This is a genomic window from Rhizobium skierniewicense Ch11 (genome assembly GCF_023757665.1).
GTDB classification, from domain to species: Bacteria; Pseudomonadota; Alphaproteobacteria; order Rhizobiales; family Rhizobiaceae; genus Agrobacterium; species Agrobacterium skierniewicense.
In genome coordinates this window covers 373362-391067 of the sequence record NZ_RXPG01000030.1, presented here as the reverse complement: position 1 = coordinate 391067, position 17706 = coordinate 373362, and the positions used below count along the sequence as shown (strand labels likewise).

At 55.8% G+C, this 17706-nt stretch carries 19 protein-coding genes; 10 read left to right on the top strand and 9 right to left on the bottom strand.

Annotated elements, in window-relative coordinates; translation table 11 throughout:
• The first annotated feature begins 179 nt into the window (after positions 1–179).
• From EKM04_RS21680 to EKM04_RS22970, 7 genes are all read left to right on the top strand, one after another.
• Positions 180–854, top strand: a complete 675-nt coding sequence (locus tag EKM04_RS21680) for a GntR family transcriptional regulator (protein WP_183893455.1) — start codon at positions 180–182, stop codon at positions 852–854.
• A gap of 147 nt (positions 855–1001) precedes the next feature.
• A complete protein-coding gene (locus EKM04_RS21675; protein WP_183893454.1) occupies positions 1002–1832 on the top strand; it encodes a transporter substrate-binding domain-containing protein in 831 nt (276 codons plus the stop codon).
• A gap of 105 nt (positions 1833–1937) precedes the next feature.
• Positions 1938–2390 carry a type II 3-dehydroquinate dehydratase gene (gene aroQ, locus EKM04_RS21670; RefSeq protein WP_183893453.1) on the top strand — a complete coding sequence of 151 codons (453 nt, stop codon included), beginning with the start codon at positions 1938–1940 and terminating at the stop codon, positions 2388–2390.
• On the top strand, positions 2387–3055 hold the full coding sequence (locus tag EKM04_RS21665; RefSeq protein WP_174154932.1) for an amino acid ABC transporter permease: 669 nt from the start codon (positions 2387–2389) through the stop codon (positions 3053–3055). The genes aroQ and EKM04_RS21665 overlap by 4 nt, the downstream gene beginning before the upstream one ends.
• A 10-nt stretch (positions 3056–3065) precedes the next feature.
• Positions 3066–3707, top strand: coding sequence for an amino acid ABC transporter permease (locus EKM04_RS21660; RefSeq protein ID WP_183893452.1), 642 nt, complete (start codon positions 3066–3068; stop codon positions 3705–3707).
• A gap of 141 nt (positions 3708–3848) precedes the next feature.
• Positions 3849–4052 carry a cold-shock protein gene (locus EKM04_RS21655; RefSeq protein ID WP_045229194.1) on the top strand — a complete coding sequence of 68 codons (204 nt, stop codon included), beginning with the start codon at positions 3849–3851 and terminating at the stop codon, positions 4050–4052.
• 306 nt (positions 4053–4358) lie between these two features.
• Entirely contained in the window at positions 4359–4493 is a 135-nt protein-coding gene (locus EKM04_RS22970) for a hypothetical protein (protein WP_268842287.1), read from the top strand.
• Here the strand turns inward: EKM04_RS22970 and EKM04_RS21650 are convergent.
• The 7 genes from EKM04_RS21650 to EKM04_RS21620 form a co-directional block, all read right to left on the bottom strand.
• Complete coding sequence (locus tag EKM04_RS21650; RefSeq protein ID WP_183893450.1) at positions 4484–5206, bottom strand: copper homeostasis protein CutC; 723 nt, start codon at positions 5204–5206, stop codon at positions 4484–4486. The genes EKM04_RS22970 and EKM04_RS21650 overlap by 10 nt on opposite strands.
• 59 nt (positions 5207–5265) lie before the next feature.
• On the bottom strand, positions 5266–6471 hold the full coding sequence (locus EKM04_RS21645; RefSeq protein ID WP_183893448.1) for an MFS transporter: 1206 nt from the start codon (positions 6469–6471) through the stop codon (positions 5266–5268).
• Positions 6472–6549: 78 nt separating this feature from the next.
• A complete protein-coding gene (locus tag EKM04_RS21640; RefSeq protein ID WP_183893446.1) occupies positions 6550–7983 on the bottom strand; it encodes a M81 family metallopeptidase in 1434 nt (477 codons plus the stop codon).
• Between the two features lie 11 nt (positions 7984–7994).
• Entirely contained in the window at positions 7995–9917 is a 1923-nt protein-coding gene (locus tag EKM04_RS21635) for a beta-N-acetylhexosaminidase (RefSeq protein WP_174154942.1), read from the bottom strand.
• 42 nt (positions 9918–9959) lie between these two features.
• The gene (locus EKM04_RS21630) at positions 9960–10733 is read right to left on the bottom strand and encodes an SDR family oxidoreductase (protein WP_183893444.1); all 774 of its coding nucleotides are present in this window, start codon (positions 10731–10733) and stop codon (positions 9960–9962) included.
• Positions 10734–10752: 19 nt separating this feature from the next.
• Positions 10753–11616, bottom strand: coding sequence for a MurR/RpiR family transcriptional regulator (locus EKM04_RS21625; protein ID WP_183893442.1), 864 nt, complete (start codon positions 11614–11616; stop codon positions 10753–10755).
• Between the two features lie 29 nt (positions 11617–11645).
• On the bottom strand, positions 11646–12032 hold the full coding sequence (locus EKM04_RS21620) for a RidA family protein (RefSeq protein ID WP_174154949.1): 387 nt from the start codon (positions 12030–12032) through the stop codon (positions 11646–11648).
• Positions 12033–12146: 114 nt separating this feature from the next.
• Between EKM04_RS21620 and EKM04_RS21615 the strand changes: the two genes are divergently transcribed.
• From EKM04_RS21615 to EKM04_RS21605, 3 genes are read left to right on the top strand one after another with little or no spacing between them, the layout of a single operon-like run.
• Positions 12147–12641, top strand: a complete 495-nt coding sequence (locus tag EKM04_RS21615; RefSeq protein ID WP_183893440.1) for a general transcription factor IIF subunit 2 — start codon at positions 12147–12149, stop codon at positions 12639–12641.
• A 12-nt stretch (positions 12642–12653) separates the two neighbouring features.
• Positions 12654–14123 carry a M81 family metallopeptidase gene (locus EKM04_RS21610; RefSeq protein ID WP_183893438.1) on the top strand — a complete coding sequence of 490 codons (1470 nt, stop codon included), beginning with the start codon at positions 12654–12656 and terminating at the stop codon, positions 14121–14123.
• 1 nt (position 14124) lies between these two features.
• A complete protein-coding gene (locus tag EKM04_RS21605; protein WP_234910841.1) occupies positions 14125–15213 on the top strand; it encodes a D-TA family PLP-dependent enzyme in 1089 nt (362 codons plus the stop codon).
• A 34-nt stretch (positions 15214–15247) separates the two neighbouring features.
• Here the strand turns inward: EKM04_RS21605 and EKM04_RS21600 are convergent, their stop codons facing one another.
• Together EKM04_RS21600 and EKM04_RS21595 are read right to left on the bottom strand one after the other, a co-directional pair.
• Complete coding sequence (locus EKM04_RS21600) at positions 15248–16360, bottom strand: ABC transporter ATP-binding protein (RefSeq protein WP_183893434.1); 1113 nt, start codon at positions 16358–16360, stop codon at positions 15248–15250.
• 91 nt (positions 16361–16451) lie between these two features.
• A complete protein-coding gene (locus EKM04_RS21595) occupies positions 16452–17645 on the bottom strand; it encodes an ABC transporter substrate-binding protein (RefSeq protein WP_183893777.1) in 1194 nt (397 codons plus the stop codon).
• Between the last annotated feature and the right edge of the window lie 61 nt (positions 17646–17706).

Sequence of the window (17706 nt, the reverse complement as noted above, 5' to 3'; positions counted from 1 at the left end):
AGCCTTCAAATTGCTCGCGGACCCTAGCGAGGGTCGGTTGGCGGCGCTGCAAAGACTTTCCAAATATATCTGGCAATCAGAAAAACGTCATATATTTTGTGGTGTTCGCTTTGGCGACGGACTACTGAAACTGGATCAAGTCCACCCCTCGCGCTTTTCATCCTGCTGGACGCAAAATCATGCTGAAGAAAAACCAGACGCCCACTGAAACCATAGGAGACGTCGTGTTCCGGCGAATCCGCCAGGATATCATTTCGGGCCACCTGTTACCCGGATCCAAGATAAAGCTGGAGCAGACCAAAGAGCGCTACGAGATCAGCATTCCGTCGTTGCGGGAGATCCTCAGCCGCTTGGCCATGGAAAATCTCGTCGTGGCAGAGGGACAGCGCGGCTTTGAAGTCAGCCCGGTATCACGGCAAGAGCTTTACGAACTTGCCGATCTACGGATCGTATTAGAAACACACGCGCTGGAGTTGGCCTTTGTCGAAGGTGATATCGACTGGGAAGGACATATCGTTGCCGCCCATTACAAGCTCGCTGCGGCTGAGCGAACGCTGTTGAATGGCGACGCGTCGCGCACGATCGACTGGGTGCGCTACGACTGGGAATTTCACCATGCAATCGTGTCGGCGTGCAACTCATCGACGTTGATGGCAACACTATCGTCGGTGTTTGATCGCTTTTTAAGATACCACCTGCTTGCCAAAACGTTTCGCGGCGTCGCGGTCGTGAGCGATCACAAACTCCTGTTCGAAGCCGCTCTTAAAAGAGATATCGAAGGCGCTAAAGCAATCGTTAGAGGCCATGTCTTGAGCGGCGTCGAACATGTTTTGAAAAGCGGCTTTCTTTCCTGACAACCAGAAACACCCTCTTAAAATGAGAATATGTTTTCTAAAATACCTGTTGATTTGAATATCCGTTACTGCAACTATGCGTCGTGCAGTGAAGGGTGAGGAATAGCTGCGAAGCATATGCCGTTTCATAACAGGAGGAGGAATTCAATGTTCAAATCATCATGGACACGTCGCCATATCTTGCTGGCGACAGCAATGATGACCGCAGGTCTGGGACTTGCGCAACCGGCTGCTGCGATTACACCCGATGAGATCAAGGCTCGAGGCAAGCTCATCGTTGGTATTCAGGGAGACAACCCGCCCTGGGGCTTTGTAACCAGCGCAGGAAAACAGGATGGGCTTGATGCGGATATTGCCACACTGTTTGGCAAGGAACTCGGCGTGCCCGTCGAATTCGTCCCGCTTGAGGTGAATAATCGGATCCCCGCTTTGACCAGTGGGCGTGTTGACCTTCTGTTTGCAACCATGGCCATGCTGCCAGACCGGGCCAAAGCCGTGCAGTTCAGCAAGCCCTATGTGGCCAACACCATCGTTTTGATCGGGCCAAAATCCATGTCGATCAAGACCAACGACGATATGGCAAACCTGACAATCTCCGTTGCAAAGGGTGCAGCGCAGGACACCCAGGTCACGAAAAATGCACCTTCGACCGCCACGATCCGCCGGTATGACGGAGACGCAGCAAGCGTCCAGGCTCTGGCTTCCGGTCAGGTGCAGGCATTGGGCGGCAATATTTTCTACATGGACCGCGTCGAGAAAGCACGCCCCGGCGAGTTTGAAAACAAGCTGGAGTTCCAGAAGCTCTATAACGGCGCGTGCACACGTTTAGGCGAAAAAGAAATCAACGCTTCGCTCAATACCTTTATCGACAAGATCAAGACGAATGGCGAACTCAAGGCAATCTACGACAAGTGGATGAAAGTGCCGGTACCGGAATTTCCGGAGAGTCTCGAAGGCATTTCCTTCGTCGCGAAATAGCCGTCAGTCCGGCCTTTCTGTCTTAAAAAACGGTGGGCGCGCAGCGACGCCCGCCGGCCCCTTTCCCGCGCGCCTACATCTGACGATAGTCCGAAGAGCCCGATCATGAGCAAAAAAATATTCATCTTGAATGGACCGAACCTCAATCTTCTGGGGCAGAGAGAACCTTCGATCTACGGCACCACTACGCTTCAGGACATCAAGGATCGATGTATCGCAAAGTCGAACAGCTTGGGTTTCGATATCGAGTTCCGACAGACGAATTTTGAGGGTGAGTTGGTCGAGAGCGTGCATCAAGCCCGCGAAGAAGCTTGCGGAATTATCATCAACCCCGCCGCATACACCTTCACGTCCATCGCACTTATGGATGCCCTGAAAACATTCGATCCGCCCAAGATCGAACTTCACATTTCGAATGTTCATGCCCGCGAAAGCATCTACCACCATTCGCTGATTTCCCGTGTTGCGACCGCCATTCTGATCGGCTTTGGTGCCGCAGGCTATGAACTGGCCATTCAGGCGATGGTCGGCATGGTGACACCCGTGGAGGCATCATGAATTACCAGCTCGATTTCACACCCGTGATAGACGGTCTTCCAAGTCTGCTGTCTGCTTGCCTTGGAACATTCACGCTCGCCTTGTGCGGCATGGTTCTTGCGATCATCATCGGAATTGGTGGCGTCGCCCTGCGCGATTCCCGTTTCAAGGCGGTGAGATGGCTCGTCATCGGCTTTGTGGAAATCATCCGCAACACGCCGTTCCTGGTGCAGATATTCTTTATCTATTTTGCCCTGCCTCTTGCAGGTGTTCGGCTCGATCCAACTCCAACGGCGATCATCGCGCTGGGAATCAATGGGGGTGCCTATGCAATCGAGATTATTCGTGGCGGTGTCCAGTCCATCTCCAAAGGACAAAGGGAGGCAGGTCTCGCCCTTGGCCTTCATAAGGCACAAGTTTTCCGGCTGATTGTTCTCAAGCCTGCTCTGCGTGCCATTTACCCCTCACTGACAAGTCAGTTCGTCCTTCTGACGCTGTCCACGAGCATTGCGTCCGCGATCTCGGCCTATGAATTGACGTCGGTCTCCCAACAGATCGAATCCGAAAGTTTCCGCAGTTTCGAAATCTATTTCACCATCACGCTTCTCTATCTCGTGATGTCCTGGATCATGATGCGCCTCTTCTCCCTGTTTTCGGCGCGCTACTTCGCTTACCCCGTCAAGTAGGAGCTGCGATATGGGTTATGATGAATTTGTCTTCCTGTTGATCGGTCTCAAGTGGACAGTCGCGTTGTCCGCTGTCGGGTTTGTCTTTGGCTGCATGGCAGGGCTTCTGGTCGCTCTGGCGCGAACATCCGGCATCGTCCTTCTGGAGCGGGTGACGTCTGCCTATATCGCGGTGTTCCAGGGCACGCCGCTTCTGATGCAGCTCTTCGTGGTTTATTACGGGCTGGCGCTCCTCGGATTTCGGCTCGATGCTTGGATTGCAGTCGCGATCGGCCTTACCCTTCATGCCAGCGCCTATCTGGGGGAAATCTGGCGCGGCTCCATCGACGCTGTTCCCAAGGGGCAGATCGAAGCGGCAAAGGCTCTTAGCCTTCGCTATGTTTCCCGTACGAAAGACGTCGTTCTGCCGCAGGCGATTCGAATCTCGCTTCCGGCAACGGTGGGTTTCCTTGTCCAGCTGATCAAAGGAACGTCGCTGGCTTCCATCGTCGGCTTCACAGAACTGACGCGCGCCGGCAACATTATCTCGAACCAGATATTCGAACCGCTGACCGTTTTCAGCATCGTCGGCGCCCTCTACTTCGTGATGTGCTGCCCTCTGACGATTTTGGGAGCCCATCTTGAGCGGAAATTTGCCGTGGCGACCCGCTGACAAGAGATTTTTTGGTCTCTAATCGCGTTTAATTTGACTCATTGGCTTTCTGTTCTAACCTTGGGAGTTGATGGAGGCGCAAACGCGCTATAAAGAGTTTGTCGCGGAGTCAAACGGCTACGGAAATAAAAAGGAACTGTCATGCCTACCGGTACTGTGAAATTTTTTAACGACGACAAAGGCTTCGGCTTCATTACACCTGAAAACGGCGGAACAGACGTGTTCGTTCACGTGTCTTCCCTGCAGCAGGGTGGTTCGCTTAGAGAAGGTGACAAGGTCAGCTTCGAAATCGGCCAGGACCGTAAGACGGGCAAGTCGAAGGCAGAAAACGTCAGCGTTCTCTAACGCTTATCTGCGCTAGCCTGCCGCTCATACCGGCAGGCTAGACCGATCTCTTTTGGTTGCGTTTGATTTATGCGCCGATCGTAAAGTCAATAAGCCCGCTACCGATCAACGAACCTTCCGTTTTTCAGGATTGCGTCGGAAGAACCGGCCCGTCGACACGGACATGCGCATCGCGCGTGCAAACTCCTAAATCATCCCTCTGATAAACGAATTCTGTCTCAACGGATGTAACCCTGCGGTGAAGTCCGCAGTTCAGCCAGCTCGGGCGTTGATTGTCGGCTGCATCAACCCATGCCGGAGGTCTGGATGGCGTTGAAATTTGCCGTCATCGTCGATGTGGCCTTGAAGGCTGCACGGTCCGCGTCGCCCGAACCCAATGATGATCAGACGGTCCTTCGACCATCTCGCATTGTAAAGCGCGCCGCTCCCGACTACCCCTGAGTTTCCAAAAGCTGCTTCAATTCACGCACGGTTGCCTCATCGGTTTGCTTGCGCTCAGGGCCGGTGAACCCGAGCATCGAAAGCCTCCTATTTGTACCGGATGGTGCATTGGCGGAACAGGATGCGTGGATTTCATTGATGACGAGACGGCACAGGATCTCGGTAACCATATGTGGCCGAATGCCTGCTCCTGGCATGATAGAGATGCGACCGTGCGCGACCTCGATCATCTTCGCCAGCTGGTCTACGCCTTCAAGCGCTGATCTTGCGCCACCGGATGTCAGAATTCTGGAGAACCCCAGCGAAACCGCCGCCTCCACCGCCTCAGGGAAATCAGGAACGACGTCTACGGCACGATGGAGCGTCGTGTCGAGACCCTGCGCATGAGCACAGAGCTCCTCCAGCGTGTTGGTATCAAGCGCCCCATTCGCAAGAGAAGCACCCAATACGACACCTGAAACACCCGCGCTTCGCGCCGCATCGATATCGTGCTTCATCATATCCACTTCAGCACGTTCGAAGACGAAATCACCCGAACGCGGGCGTATCATGACACTGACGGGGATATTCTTGGCGCCGGCAAGATGCATGAACCCTTTGGATGGCGTCACACCGCCACCCGAAAGGGCCGCGCAAAGCTCGATACGATCTGCCCCGCCCCTAATCGCTGCATCCAGCCCGGCTACATCATCGACGCAAATCTCAAGAATCATGGGAATTCCTTTTCGTCTGCATCCATAAGCTGAACTGGCATGATTTGCAAAAATACGGGCTATCGCCGTTTTCCTGGTCCATCTAGGGTAAAGAGCATGACGATGCCTGCCAAACCAAAGACAGCACCAAGGATCGATGCTCCCGAATAGTCGGAGACATAGGTGCCGATTGCAAACACCAGAGAGCCGATGCCCGCACTCAGAAAGATGTTGACGGCAATCAGCGAACTGCCGAGCCCTGGGCGGTCGGCAATCAACTCCTGAAGATAGGTTATGGGTATGCTGATGAGGGCTGCGGCTCCCAATCCGCTGATCAGTGTTTGCGCGTAAATGTGCCAAGGCTGCGTGGCGAACCCTTGTAACACAAGATAGACCGAATAGAGGATGGCCCCCGCGGCAAGGGTTGTCGTTTGCGCAAAGCGCCGCTCGACCATGCCCCACATGATGATGAAAACAATCTCCAGTCCAGCGACAATGCCGACGACGATGCCAACATCTGTCACCGTGCCCTTTGCGGACCCTGTAATGATGAGCGCACGTACGAAGTCGTTGAGGTGCAGCATGGAGGAGATCAGCGCAATACTGATAACGCGCAGCAACACATGGCGCGAACAGATTTCGCCCAGTGACGCAAAAAGGCCGAACCGCCCCTCTCCGTTTCTCACGACCGGTGCAGCAGTCTTTGGGAGATAGAAAGCGACTAACAGGAAACAAACAGTCGCAAAAATGCCCGATAGGAGAAACGCAGAGAGCATGTTGCTCGAGGCGGCGAGAAAAATGCCGACAAGGCCCGGGACCAACACCCATGAGAGCGAGATCGTTGCCCGCATGACGGAGTTTACCGATATCATCTCTTTTGGCGGCAGGTCTTTGGCATCAGCGCGCACATGCGCGAAGATCAGCGAATTCATGGCGCCAAAAATCGGCAACAACAGCAACTTGGCGGCGATGAAGGCAGGCGCGTTTGCCGCGAAATAGACCAGGAAATAGCCAGAGATACCAAACAGGGCGATACACAGTATCGGTCTGCGATATTCACCCAGCCGATCCGCGAGGATGCCCATCAACACGCTGGCGCTGACATTGATGACGGCAGCGACCAGCATCAAGAGTGAGTATACGCCGTCGCTCAGCCCCAGTTCCCGGATGCCGATGACCGCCTGATAGGGTGCTGTCGCTGCATTGGAGAACCCGAAAAACAGAATGGCAAGCGCAGCCACCCTTATCGATGGGTTTCGAATGACGATGGAAAAGGCGGCGCGCATGGTCTTATGTCCTGCTGTAAAAGGCTGGCAACCCAAAAATCTTCTAAAGCAGGCGTTTCCGTCGGCTGATGTCTACAGTCAACTCCAGCGCGAAGATCGGCGTGCCTGCGGCACATACTGGAAATCCGCCTGGAAAGGATAGATATTTCCATCCCTGCGTTCGTTCCGCAGGCTTTCAATGTTCTGATTGATGACACCGTTGGTTAAAGCCATCAGATTGGGATTGGCAATGGGAGCGAGTTCCGGTGAAAGATAGCCGGATTTGACAACCAGAAGCCTGACCTTGGAGGGATCAAAGCCAAGGCGCGTGAAATCCGAGATCATGTGATAGGGCCGACGCCTGGACGCGAGGATGACGATGACGCCACCGATTTCGACAACGGCCTGCCGCTCGTTCGCAGCCTCATGATCGTCCAGCTTCAAAACCCTTGCAGCGACCTCGACAGAAGGGCTAGAGGGATCGAGACTACCACCGATCTTCAGGTCGATGACGGCGCCTTCTCCTGCTGCAAAACAGGCATCAACTGCCGGTCGGTCGGTGATGCCGCCCAAAAGTGCGCCCTGCCAGTTTCGTTTGATCAATGCCTGCAACACATCGGCACGGTCACCAACGCCACCGCCCGTCGGGTTGTCGCCGGAATCAGCCAGAATGGTCGGTCGCGTCCCGGTCGTCTCGGCAATATCAAGAATGTCGTCCAGCGCCTCCGTCACAGGCCCGAAACGGAACGACTTGCGCGCATCCCAGTAGGATTGCGCAATTTCCGTTACCACCTGTTCCGCAGCAGCCACTTCCGTTCCAGTCACCACAGCGCAGGCCGTCGCGCGCGGTTCGTCTGCCCAGACATAACCGATCATCAAATTCGCATCTAATATTCCGGGCCTCGCATCGAAGGCTGGCAACGCAGAATAAAGACTTTTTGCCGGCTCATCCTCGGTGGAGGTTTTTTCGCCCGGCAGCAGAACGGGCACCTTGGCCCATGCGACGCCCGGCCTCACGCCCGTCTTCAGCGCATTCACCAGCATGGACCACGCACGCACCATGGTTTCTCGCACGTCAATGTGCGGGGCTGTGCGATAGGCCGCGAAAATATCGAGCTGGTCTACGATCCTCTGGCTGACATTGCCATGCAGATCGTAACTTGCCGCTACAATGACGTCGGGTCCGACGATGGCACGCGCCGCAGAGATCCAGTCCCCCTCGGCATCATCCATACCATCGACATTCATTGCCCCATGCATGGCAAGATAAAGCCCGTCCACCGGTAGAGCGGCGCTTAGCCGCTCCAGAAAATCCTGTTTGAAGATATCGTAGGTCTCACGCGAAAGCGGCCCCCCCGGAACCGCGCGCGCATGCAGGAGCGGCAGGTGCTCGACACCGTCTGCATCGAGGAAATTGAAATAGTCCATGCCGACAAGTTCACCGCCCCTGAAAACGCGAAAATCTTCGACCTGCATCAGCACCGTCGAATAGGTGCTGCATTCCGTATGAATTCCACCGAACGCAATGCGCATGAAAACCTCTCTTAAAAGACCGGGTGCGAAGGAACAATGGCGGCAAAACGTAGCCAGTCTTTCTTTGCTTTCGGTGTCCATGCCGCTTCCGCAATGGCGGGCAGGCGTGGGAAGACCAGATGATTGAAATAGTCCCGTGTCAGGAAATGCTCGGTCCAGATGCACGCCTGAACGCCCTTCATCCTGTCCTTCAGATCATCAGGAAAATCACCCTCCGCTTCGTAATGGTAGGTGTGATAAGGCGGCACGGTTCCGGCCCAGCTGGCGCCCGGCTCCTGCCATGCTTCATCCTGAACCATGTCCAGATAATAGGCCTGCCCCGGCGTCATCACCACATCGTAACCCTGCTTCGCCAGCTCGATGCCGACGTCAGGCTTCTGCCATGCCATCAGCAAGGTGCCGTGCGGGTTGACGCCACCACCATGAGATACCTCGTCCCAGCCGGCAATATCGCGACCACGCTCATGCAACATGCCCTGAATGCGCTTCATGAAATAGGACTGGATGCCGAAAGTGCCATCCAGCCCTTCCCTGTCCATCAGTTGCTTGGCAAGCGGTGAGGCAAGCCATGAGCCATTGGCGACTTCGTCACCACCGATATGGATAAGCCGGGATGGGAACAGGTCGACCATTTCGTCGAAGATCTTGCCGATGAACTCATAAGTGAACTCGATTGCCGGATTGAGCGCGTTGTTCGGAAACCCCTGAACGGAACGGTAGCTATCCGGTGCCTCCTGCCCATCGGTCAGTTCAGGATAGGCAACGAGCGCCGCCGTGCTGTGGCCGGGAATATCGATCTCAGGCACAACCTCGACATTCAGCAGAGCGGCGTGGGCAACGATGGCCCTGACGTCATCCTGCGTATAATGTCCCTCAACCGGCTCTGCACTGTTGCCTAGTTGTGGCAACAGAGGCTCGTCGGGACCGCGCTTCACCCCCACAGTCGTCAAAAGCGGGTAGGCCTTGATCTCCAGTCGCCATGCCTCGTCATCGGACAAGTGCCAGTGGAAACGGTTCATGCGATACCAGGCCATGATGTCGATCAGCCGCGCAACATCATCCGTCGGATAGAATTGGCGCGACACATCCAGGTGGCATCCGCGCCAGCTGTAACGCGGCGCGTCTTTGATCGTACCCGAGATGGGGAAGCGAAATTTTGCTGGCTCTGTCCGTGCGCCATGCAGCAGTTGCGCGAGCACTGTCAGGCCATATTGCCGTCCTGCAGGTGCCGAGTATTCCAGAACCACATCAGTTTCGGAAAAAGAAAGGCAATAGGCCTCCGTCTCCAGCCCGCTGTTTTGCTCAAACGTCAACGTCCGCCCCTCATGGACAGGCGCAAGGCAGAATGGCACATGGGCGCTGGTATAAAGCCTGCGGAACAGCGAAATAGCCGTATCGACTGCCAGAACATCATCCGGTTTTGCATCCTCAGACGGGAACAGTGCGACGGGAAACGTCTCTCCAGCTTCAGCCGAGACATCCGCCGGCCACGGCTGGATGGCGAACGGCAAGTCGAGTTCTCCTTGCGGCAAAAGCACCGGCGGCGGTTCGCTGTGGCGACCTTCCAGCATGAGATCTCCAACGGCAACCGTGTGATGCGTACCATCGGAAAGGCTGACATAGGCGGATTTTGCACCATCCGTGCGATGGCGCGCGGGGCGTAACAATCCATCGACCGTAAAACGCCATGCCTGACCCGGCTTCAGTTCAAAACCAGCAGGAGGAGCAAACTCATGGAAATTGGCGTTACGGCGCAGATACACGGCATTGCCGCAGACAGGCTTGTCGATCGTTCGCGTCAGCGACGTATAGACAATGCGGAAGTCTTTCAGGGGTTGGTGGGAAAGGTTGAACAGCGTGAAGACGAAACCGCCGCTCGGGTCATCCTCATTGGGGTGCCACGCATTTTCAAGACGGTACTGTGCAAGCGTCATGATCGTTCCCTTTTGTAGTTCTGCGACGGGGCGGGCCGTCCTTCAATAGTGCTCGGATTGCGAAAATGTATGCGCAAGCGGAGCCTGTCCTGCGGTCAGACCACAGTCCACGGCCAAACAGACACCGCTGATGGCGGCGGCCTGATCGCTGGCCAGAAAACCGACGGCATTGGCCACATCATCCGGCAGAACAATGCGCCGGAGTGGATACCAGTGCTTTGCCTCTTCAAAGACCTGCGGATTGGCTTTCGCGCGGGCTTCCCACGCCTGCGTGCGCACCGTCCCGGGTGCCACGGCATTGGCGCGGATGCCGAATTTCCCGTATTCGACGGCAATCAGTTTGGTCAGATGAATGAGCCCGGCCTTGGCTGCGCTATAAGCCGGGTGGCCAAAGACGGACATTCCGTTGACCGAAGCGATGTTGATGAGCGACCCTTGGGACTGTTTCAGTGCGTCCTCGAAGGCTCTGAAACACAAAAACGGTGCCTCCAGATTGAGCGCATTATCTAGCCGCCAGATTTCGGGGGTCGTATCGTGCAGACTGACGGCTCTTGCAGCACCGGCATTGTTGACCAGAGTGCGCACGATGCCCAAAGCGCGGATGTCTTTGGAAAGCTCAGTGAGGCTTGCAGCATCCGTTACATCGCATTCGATCGCCATGAACGACGAACCAGCCAGCGATGCGACAGCCCGATTAACTGCGGGACCATCAATATCCACGAGGACCACACGGTCATGGGTATCGGCCAGCCTGACAGCAATGGCACGACCGATGTCGCCTGCACCGCCGGTTACAATTGCTATCGTTTCCGCCATCCTCATGTCTCTCCGTCGGTCAGTCGCCGAGCAACTGGCGGTCATCGCCGTCCCGGTGTTCAATCAATTGCTGCTTGATATGCCGCAGCGTCATCATGGACTGCTGCTTGTTCTCGTAAGCAACGAGGCTGGCGATCATGTCGACAACAGCCAGATAAGCGTAGCGCGATGATGTTGGCCTGAAGATGTTGCTGCCCTCCGGCACATCGACCGGAACAACGATGTCTGCCGCAAGCGCCACCGGGCTGTCACTCTGGGTGAGAGCGATCGAGGAAACGCCCATTTCACGCGCCAGCGTGAAGCACTTCACCAGCTCCATGTTTCTTCCCGAAAAGGACGAACCGACAATCACGTCATTCGGCCGGGCGGCGGCCGTCATCATCAGTTGCATGCTGTGATCGCTGCTGGTGGTCACACGCAGGCCCAGCCGGAAAAGACGGTTCTGGATTTCGCCAGCAATCATCGAGGAATTCCCGCCTGACCCGAATGCATAGACATTGCCACTGCAAGAAATGGCCGCCGCGGCCCGAGCCAAAACAGCAGGGTCAAGTGTGCGGTGGAGCAGAAAAAGCGCATCCTGCGCCTTTGTAAGTATGTCCTCAGCGACATCCGAAGGCCCCGTACGGGGTATCTCCGGGTTGAGGTAGCGCGCACCCACATAGGCAGTCTTTGCCAGATTGACCTTGAAATCGGCAAAACTTTGAAGACCGAGCCGGCGGCAAAAACGGGTCACCGTTGGCGGAGAAACCTGCGCTCGTCCAGCCAGCTCGATGATCGAAGCATTGACGGCGAATTCGAAATCGGCCAGCAGAATATCCGCAATTCGCCGTTCCGATTGCGAAAACTGCTCTTCATTGTCCTGCAATTTCGCAAAAATATCCATCCGCACGCCGCTCCGATTGATGCCAAAGATCAGACTTTGGCTTTATAGGCGATGCAGTCTATTTCCACCTTGCAGTCAACCATCATCGACGCCTGCACACAGGCACGGGCGGGAGGATGTTCTCCGAAATAACTCTCATAGATCTTGTTGAAACTCCAGAAATCGCGCGGGTCATCCAGCCAAACGCCGCACCGCACCACATGCTCGACGCCGTAACCGGCCTCGTGAAGAATAGCGATGAGATTTTCGATCGTCTTATGGGTCTGCTCCACAATACCGCCAGCAATGATCTCGCCGTCAACCATTGCGACCTGACCGGAAACATGGAGCCAGCCGTCTGCCTCGACTGCTCGTGCAAACGGCAGTCTCTGCCCGCCTGCACCCGCCTTTTCAGCTCCGTACCGCTTGATCGTCATCACCATACCCATGCAAATTATTTTCTTTATTCGTTGACAGGACACCATAGAAAAGGGATCTTTGCCAGTGAAAAACAGTGATTATGAAAATAATTTCAACATTGGATCATTTGCATGCGCGACCCTTTCAAAAACCCCTTCCCTGAAACCGATGCTGCGCGCCACGCCATCTGGGAGATGCTGGTGCCGCGCGATATTGATGCATTTCTGGCGGCAGACTGGTCCAAAGTGGAAGGTGACTTCATCGAAGCCGGCTTTTTGGCGATCAACGCGAACCGCGCTGACAACCCCGACAAATGGCGTCTTGGATTTCCGAATCTCATCGCATACCGCGACGAGTGGCTGCGCCAGGCACGGGATTTTCAAGGCCAAAGTTTCGCGGAAGATACCCGCAAGGCGATCTTCACCACGACCACGCTTGATGAAATCGAGATCGAAAATGACACCGCGCTGGTGCGCAAGAAATTTGATGGCGGTATTCGCAAGACGGATGGCTCGCTCGATGTCATGAAATGGCAGACGCTGTATTATTGCAGGCTCCATGGCGGTCGCTGGAAGATCAGCGGCTTTATCGGATATCTGCCAAATCCGATGGGCAGCGCTCTATAAGAAGGCAAGACATTGCGCATTTTCACCGCTGCACTGGCGACCGAGACGAATACGTTTTCACCTATATGCATCGACCGGAAGGCCTTCGAAGATTCCTTCTACGCAGGCCCTGGTCAGCATCCAGAAACGGCAACGCTGTGCACCGCCCCGGTTCCTGTCGGCCGCCGTTTGATGGCACAGAAGGGCTGGACCTTGATAGAGGGGAGTGCGGCATGGGCAGACCCGGCCGGACTGGTTAACCGCCAGACCTATGAAGGTTTACGCGACGAAATTCTGGAGCAGTTGCGCGCAGCCATGCCGGTAAATGCCGTCATTCTCGGCCTCCACGGCGCCATGGTCGCGGACGGCTATATCGATCCCGAAGGCGACTTTCTCACACGCATTCGTGAGATTGTCGGGACGAATTGTCTGGTTTGCGCCGAACTTGATCCGCACAGCCACCTCACCCAAAAACGTGTCACGGCTGCGGATTTCTTCGTTGCCTTCAAGGAGTTTCCGCATACGGATTTTGTTGACCGTGCGCATGACCTCTGGAAGATCGTTATCGATACGCTTGAGGGCCGGATCAAACCCGTCATGTCCACCTTTGATTGTCGCATGATCGACGTCTTTCCGACCTCTCGCGAGCCAATGCGCTCATTCGTCGACAGGTTGATACAGATCGAACGCGAGGACGACGATGTGCTGTCACTGTCGGTCATCCATGGTTTCATGGCCGGTGATGTCCCGGAAATGGGGACAAAGACGATCGCTGTCACAAACGGCAAAAAAGACAAGGGTGAGCGCCTGGCGCGCGATCTTGGTCTGGAACTGTTTGCCAATCGCGGCAAACACATGATGCCGTGGACCGACGAGAAAAATGCCGTCACCAGCGCTATCGCAGCAGCTAGAGGCCCGGTGGTGATTGCCGATATGTGGGACAATCCGGGTGGCGGCACGGCCGGTGACGCGACGGTCGTACTCGCTGAGCTCTTTGCTCAAGCTGTAACCGATGCTGCCATCGGCACCATCTGGGACCCGATTGCCGTTCAAATCTGCATGGCTGCTGGCGAAGGTGCGGAAATTCCATTGCGCTTCGGCGCAAAATCCGCCCCTGGCACCGGCAATCCCATTGATGGTCGCGTGACGATCATCCGTCTGGTGCGCGGTGCGGAAATGCGTTTCGGGGAAAGCATCGCACCCTTTGGTGATTCAGCGCATATTCGTCTGAACGGTATCGATATCATCCTGAACTCGATTCGCGCCCAGAGCTACGATCCATCGCTCTTTTCGGCCATGGGCATCGACCCGACGTCGAAGAAAATTCTGGTCATCAAATCAACCAACCATTTTTATGCGGCCTTTTCGAAGATCGCGTCGGATATCATTTACTGCTCGGCAGGCACGCCCTACCCCAACAATCCCGCAACGACGCCCTATCAACATGCGCCGCGTGATATATGGCCGATGGTCAATAATCCCCATGGCGACGAGGCTTTTTGATATGACCCTTCCATTCGCAAATCCCGGTGATCTCATTCAAGCTCTCTCGACCCCGCTGGCGCTGGTCGATGAGGATAGGATGGAGACCAATATCCACCGGGTTCAGTCCTATATGGACCGTCATGGCTTGGCTTTTCGTCCACACATCAAAACGCACAAGATCCCAGCGATCGCAGCTTTGCAGGTCAAGGCCGGTGCCAAGGGAATCAACTGCCAAAAGGTGACGGAAGCGGAGGTTTTCGCCGATGCCGGTTTTGAAGATATCCTGATCACCTTTAATATTATCGGGCCGGAGAAGCTGGATCGTCTCTACGCGCTCAACACACGCATAAGCGGCCTGAAGGTTGTGGCGGATAGCGCAGCGACCGTTGAAGGCCTTGCGCGTCGGTTTTCTCCAGATCGCCCGCTGATGGTTCTCGTCGAATGTGACACCGGCGGTGGCCGTTGTGGTGTTCAGACCCCGCAGGAGGCGGCGGCGCTGGCATTGCATATCGCCGCATCTGATGGGCTCGATTTCGGGGGCCTGATGACATACCCCAAACCGGACAGCGCCGAAGCCGTCGAAGCATTCCTAGCATCGACAGTTGCACGACTGAAGGCAGACGGTGTCGAATGCGCGATCGTCACCAATGGCGGCTCGCCGAGCCTGTTCGATGCGCACCTCGTGCCATCCGCAACGGAGCACCGGGCCGGAACATATGTTTATAATGATCGATCCATGGTGCGTGCAGGTCATTGCTCGGTTGACGATTGCGCCATGACCATTCTGGCGACGGTTGTCTCCCGACCGACGCCAGACCGCGCCATTCTGGACGCAGGCTCAAAGGCGCTGACGTCAGATCTTCTGGGCTTTTCCGATTACGGGCTGATCCTCGAATATCCCGAAGCCGTCATAACCGGCCTGTCCGAAGAACACGGCACCGTGGATCTGTCGAGATCTACCGGCAAGCGACCTGAGATCGGCGAAAAGATCCGCATCATCCCCAACCACACCTGCGTCGTCTCCAACCTTCAGGATGTGATGACCTTTCACCGCAACGGCGTTGTCACCCGCGTCGAACCGGTCGCGGCGCGCGGGCTGGTTTGGTAATCGCAGGAAGATGGTGGCGGGGATGATCCCGCCTTTATTGTCCGAGCGCAATTGCAGACATATCCACCCGTCGCTCGAATGCGGCGCCACTTTCATCAAACAGATGGCAGTCGGATGCCTTGATGCCGGTCATGATCGGTTCTTCGATTGCAACAGGCGCTGCACCCGACAATAAAGCGCAGTAGTTCTCACCCGTTGGCGCCATACCATAGGCGATCGTGTTGATCCCAAGCCGTTCAATGACGTTCGGCACAACGCGAATGTTGAGGTCGCCAGCGCCGATGGCTGTGTGTTCAGGCCGGATCCCGAGCGTCAAGCTTGCGCCCTCGAGACCGGCACGCGGTTCGACCGGAACAGTGATCGTCTGACCATCATACTCGACCTTGATACCCTCCGCGCCAACGGCCTTGCAGATGACCGGCAGGAAATTCATTTTGGGATTGCCGATAAAGCCGGCAACAAACAGATTGGCCGGCTTGTGATAGAGCTCCAGCGGCGCGCCCACTTGCGCAATCTCACCGGCATTGAGCACCACGATGCGGTCAGCCATGGTCATGGCCTCCACTTGGTCGTGCGTCACATAGATCATTGTTGCTTGCAACGTCCGGTGAAGGTTGGTCAACTCGATCCGCATATCGGAGCGCAGGGCCGCGTCGAGGTTCGAAAGCGGCTCATCGAACAGAAAGATTTCCGGCTCCCGCACAATGGCACGACCGATGGCGACGCGCTGGCGCTGGCCGCCCGACAACATGCCCGGACGTTGCTGAAGACGCTGATCCAGTTGCAGGATCTTTGCAACGCTTTCGACCTTCTCCTTGAGCTTCGCCTCCTCCATCTTCTCGACTCGCAACGGAAAAGCGATATTTTCGAACACGGTCATGTGCGGATAGAGCGCATAGGACTGGAACACCATGGCAATGCCGCGCTTGACGGGTGCGAGATCGTTGACCTTCACTCCATCGATCACCACCTCGCCAGCAGTAATATCCTCAAGGCCTGCAATCATGCGCAGAAGCGTGGATTTGCCACAGCCGGACGGTCCGACGAAGACGACAAATTCGCCATCCTCGATTTCAAGTTGCACACCCTTGATGACTTCGAAGTGCCCGTAAGATTTGCGGACGTTGTTGAGAGAGAGCTGACCCAAAACCTGTCTTCCCCGCACCAGCCGAAGCTGCTGTTGTAATTGTGGTGGAGACAGCCGCGGGCACAAGGCTCGCGGCTGTCGAGATATCTGCTTATTTGTACTGTTCGACTTCGGCTGCAGCCTTTTTCAAGGCTTCCTCAGGCGTTGCCTTGGATGTCACGACAGACTGCACCATTTCGATCATGGCATTCTGGAAACCCTTGTAATCCTTGAACAGGGGCTCAGGACCACCGAACGCGATGCCGTCGATGAATGGCTTCCAGTACGGCTTGTCCTTGACCAGCTGATCGACCTTGGCAGATGGACGCAGTGGCGTGAGGCCGGAATCCGTTGTCAGTTCATATTCTTCCTGCGGACCGGGAGACGTGATGAACTTTGCAAATTCGATGGCCTTCTCCTCAACGCCCGAGCCCTTGAAGATAGCAAGGCTATCGGTGATGAGCAGCGTGCCCGGACCCTTTGCCGATGGACCAAGCGGGAGCGTCGTCACACCCCAGTTGATCTTGGTATTGAGCAGGCGGTAAGCGGCACCGGTGCTGTTCTGGATCATGCCGGCCTTGCCATCGAGGAAGATGGCACGGATTTCGTTCTGTTCGTAGGCCGTTGCCCCTTCGACAGAGTAAGGCGTGATGTCCTTGTAGGCCTGCAAGGCTGCCAGAATTTCCGGGCTGTCAAGCGTCACATTGCCTTCGGCATCGGTCACCTTGCCATTGTTGGTATAAACCCAATGCAGGAACTGGTGCATGGTGTTATCGAAGGTCTTGGCAGGCATGCCGTACCCGGCAATCCCTGTCTTTTCCTTGATGATCTTGGCGTATTCAATCTCTTCAGCCCAGGTTGTCGGTGGCTTCTCAGGATCGAGACCGGCCTGCTTGAACAGGTCCTTGTTCCAGTAAAGGGCCTTCGTCGAGAAGGCGACGGGCACGCCCCACTGCTGGTCATCGAAGGTGACCGTATCGGGAATGAATGGATAGTAGCCCTTCTTTTCGTCAGCCGTCATCGGCACGGGAACGATGAGGTCGTTCTCGGCAAATTCCTTCAGTGTGCGCGAACCGACATAAGCCATGGCGACAGGGGTGCCGGCGGCGGCAAGCGTTGTTGCTTTATCCTGGCACTGTTCCCAGCCGACCACTTCCGGAGCGACCTTCCATCCGAGGTTCTTGCCTTCCCATTCCTTGATGTATTTTTCATGCACCGGGTCAATCTTGTCGCCGCAATAGATCCAGCTGATTTCTTGATCCGCAGCATTTGCAGTCATGGCGCCAAGCGCGGTGGAGCCGAGCATGGCCAGGGCGAAAAGCCCGGTTTTGAGATGAACTGTCACGTTTTAGCTCCCGTTTTCTCTG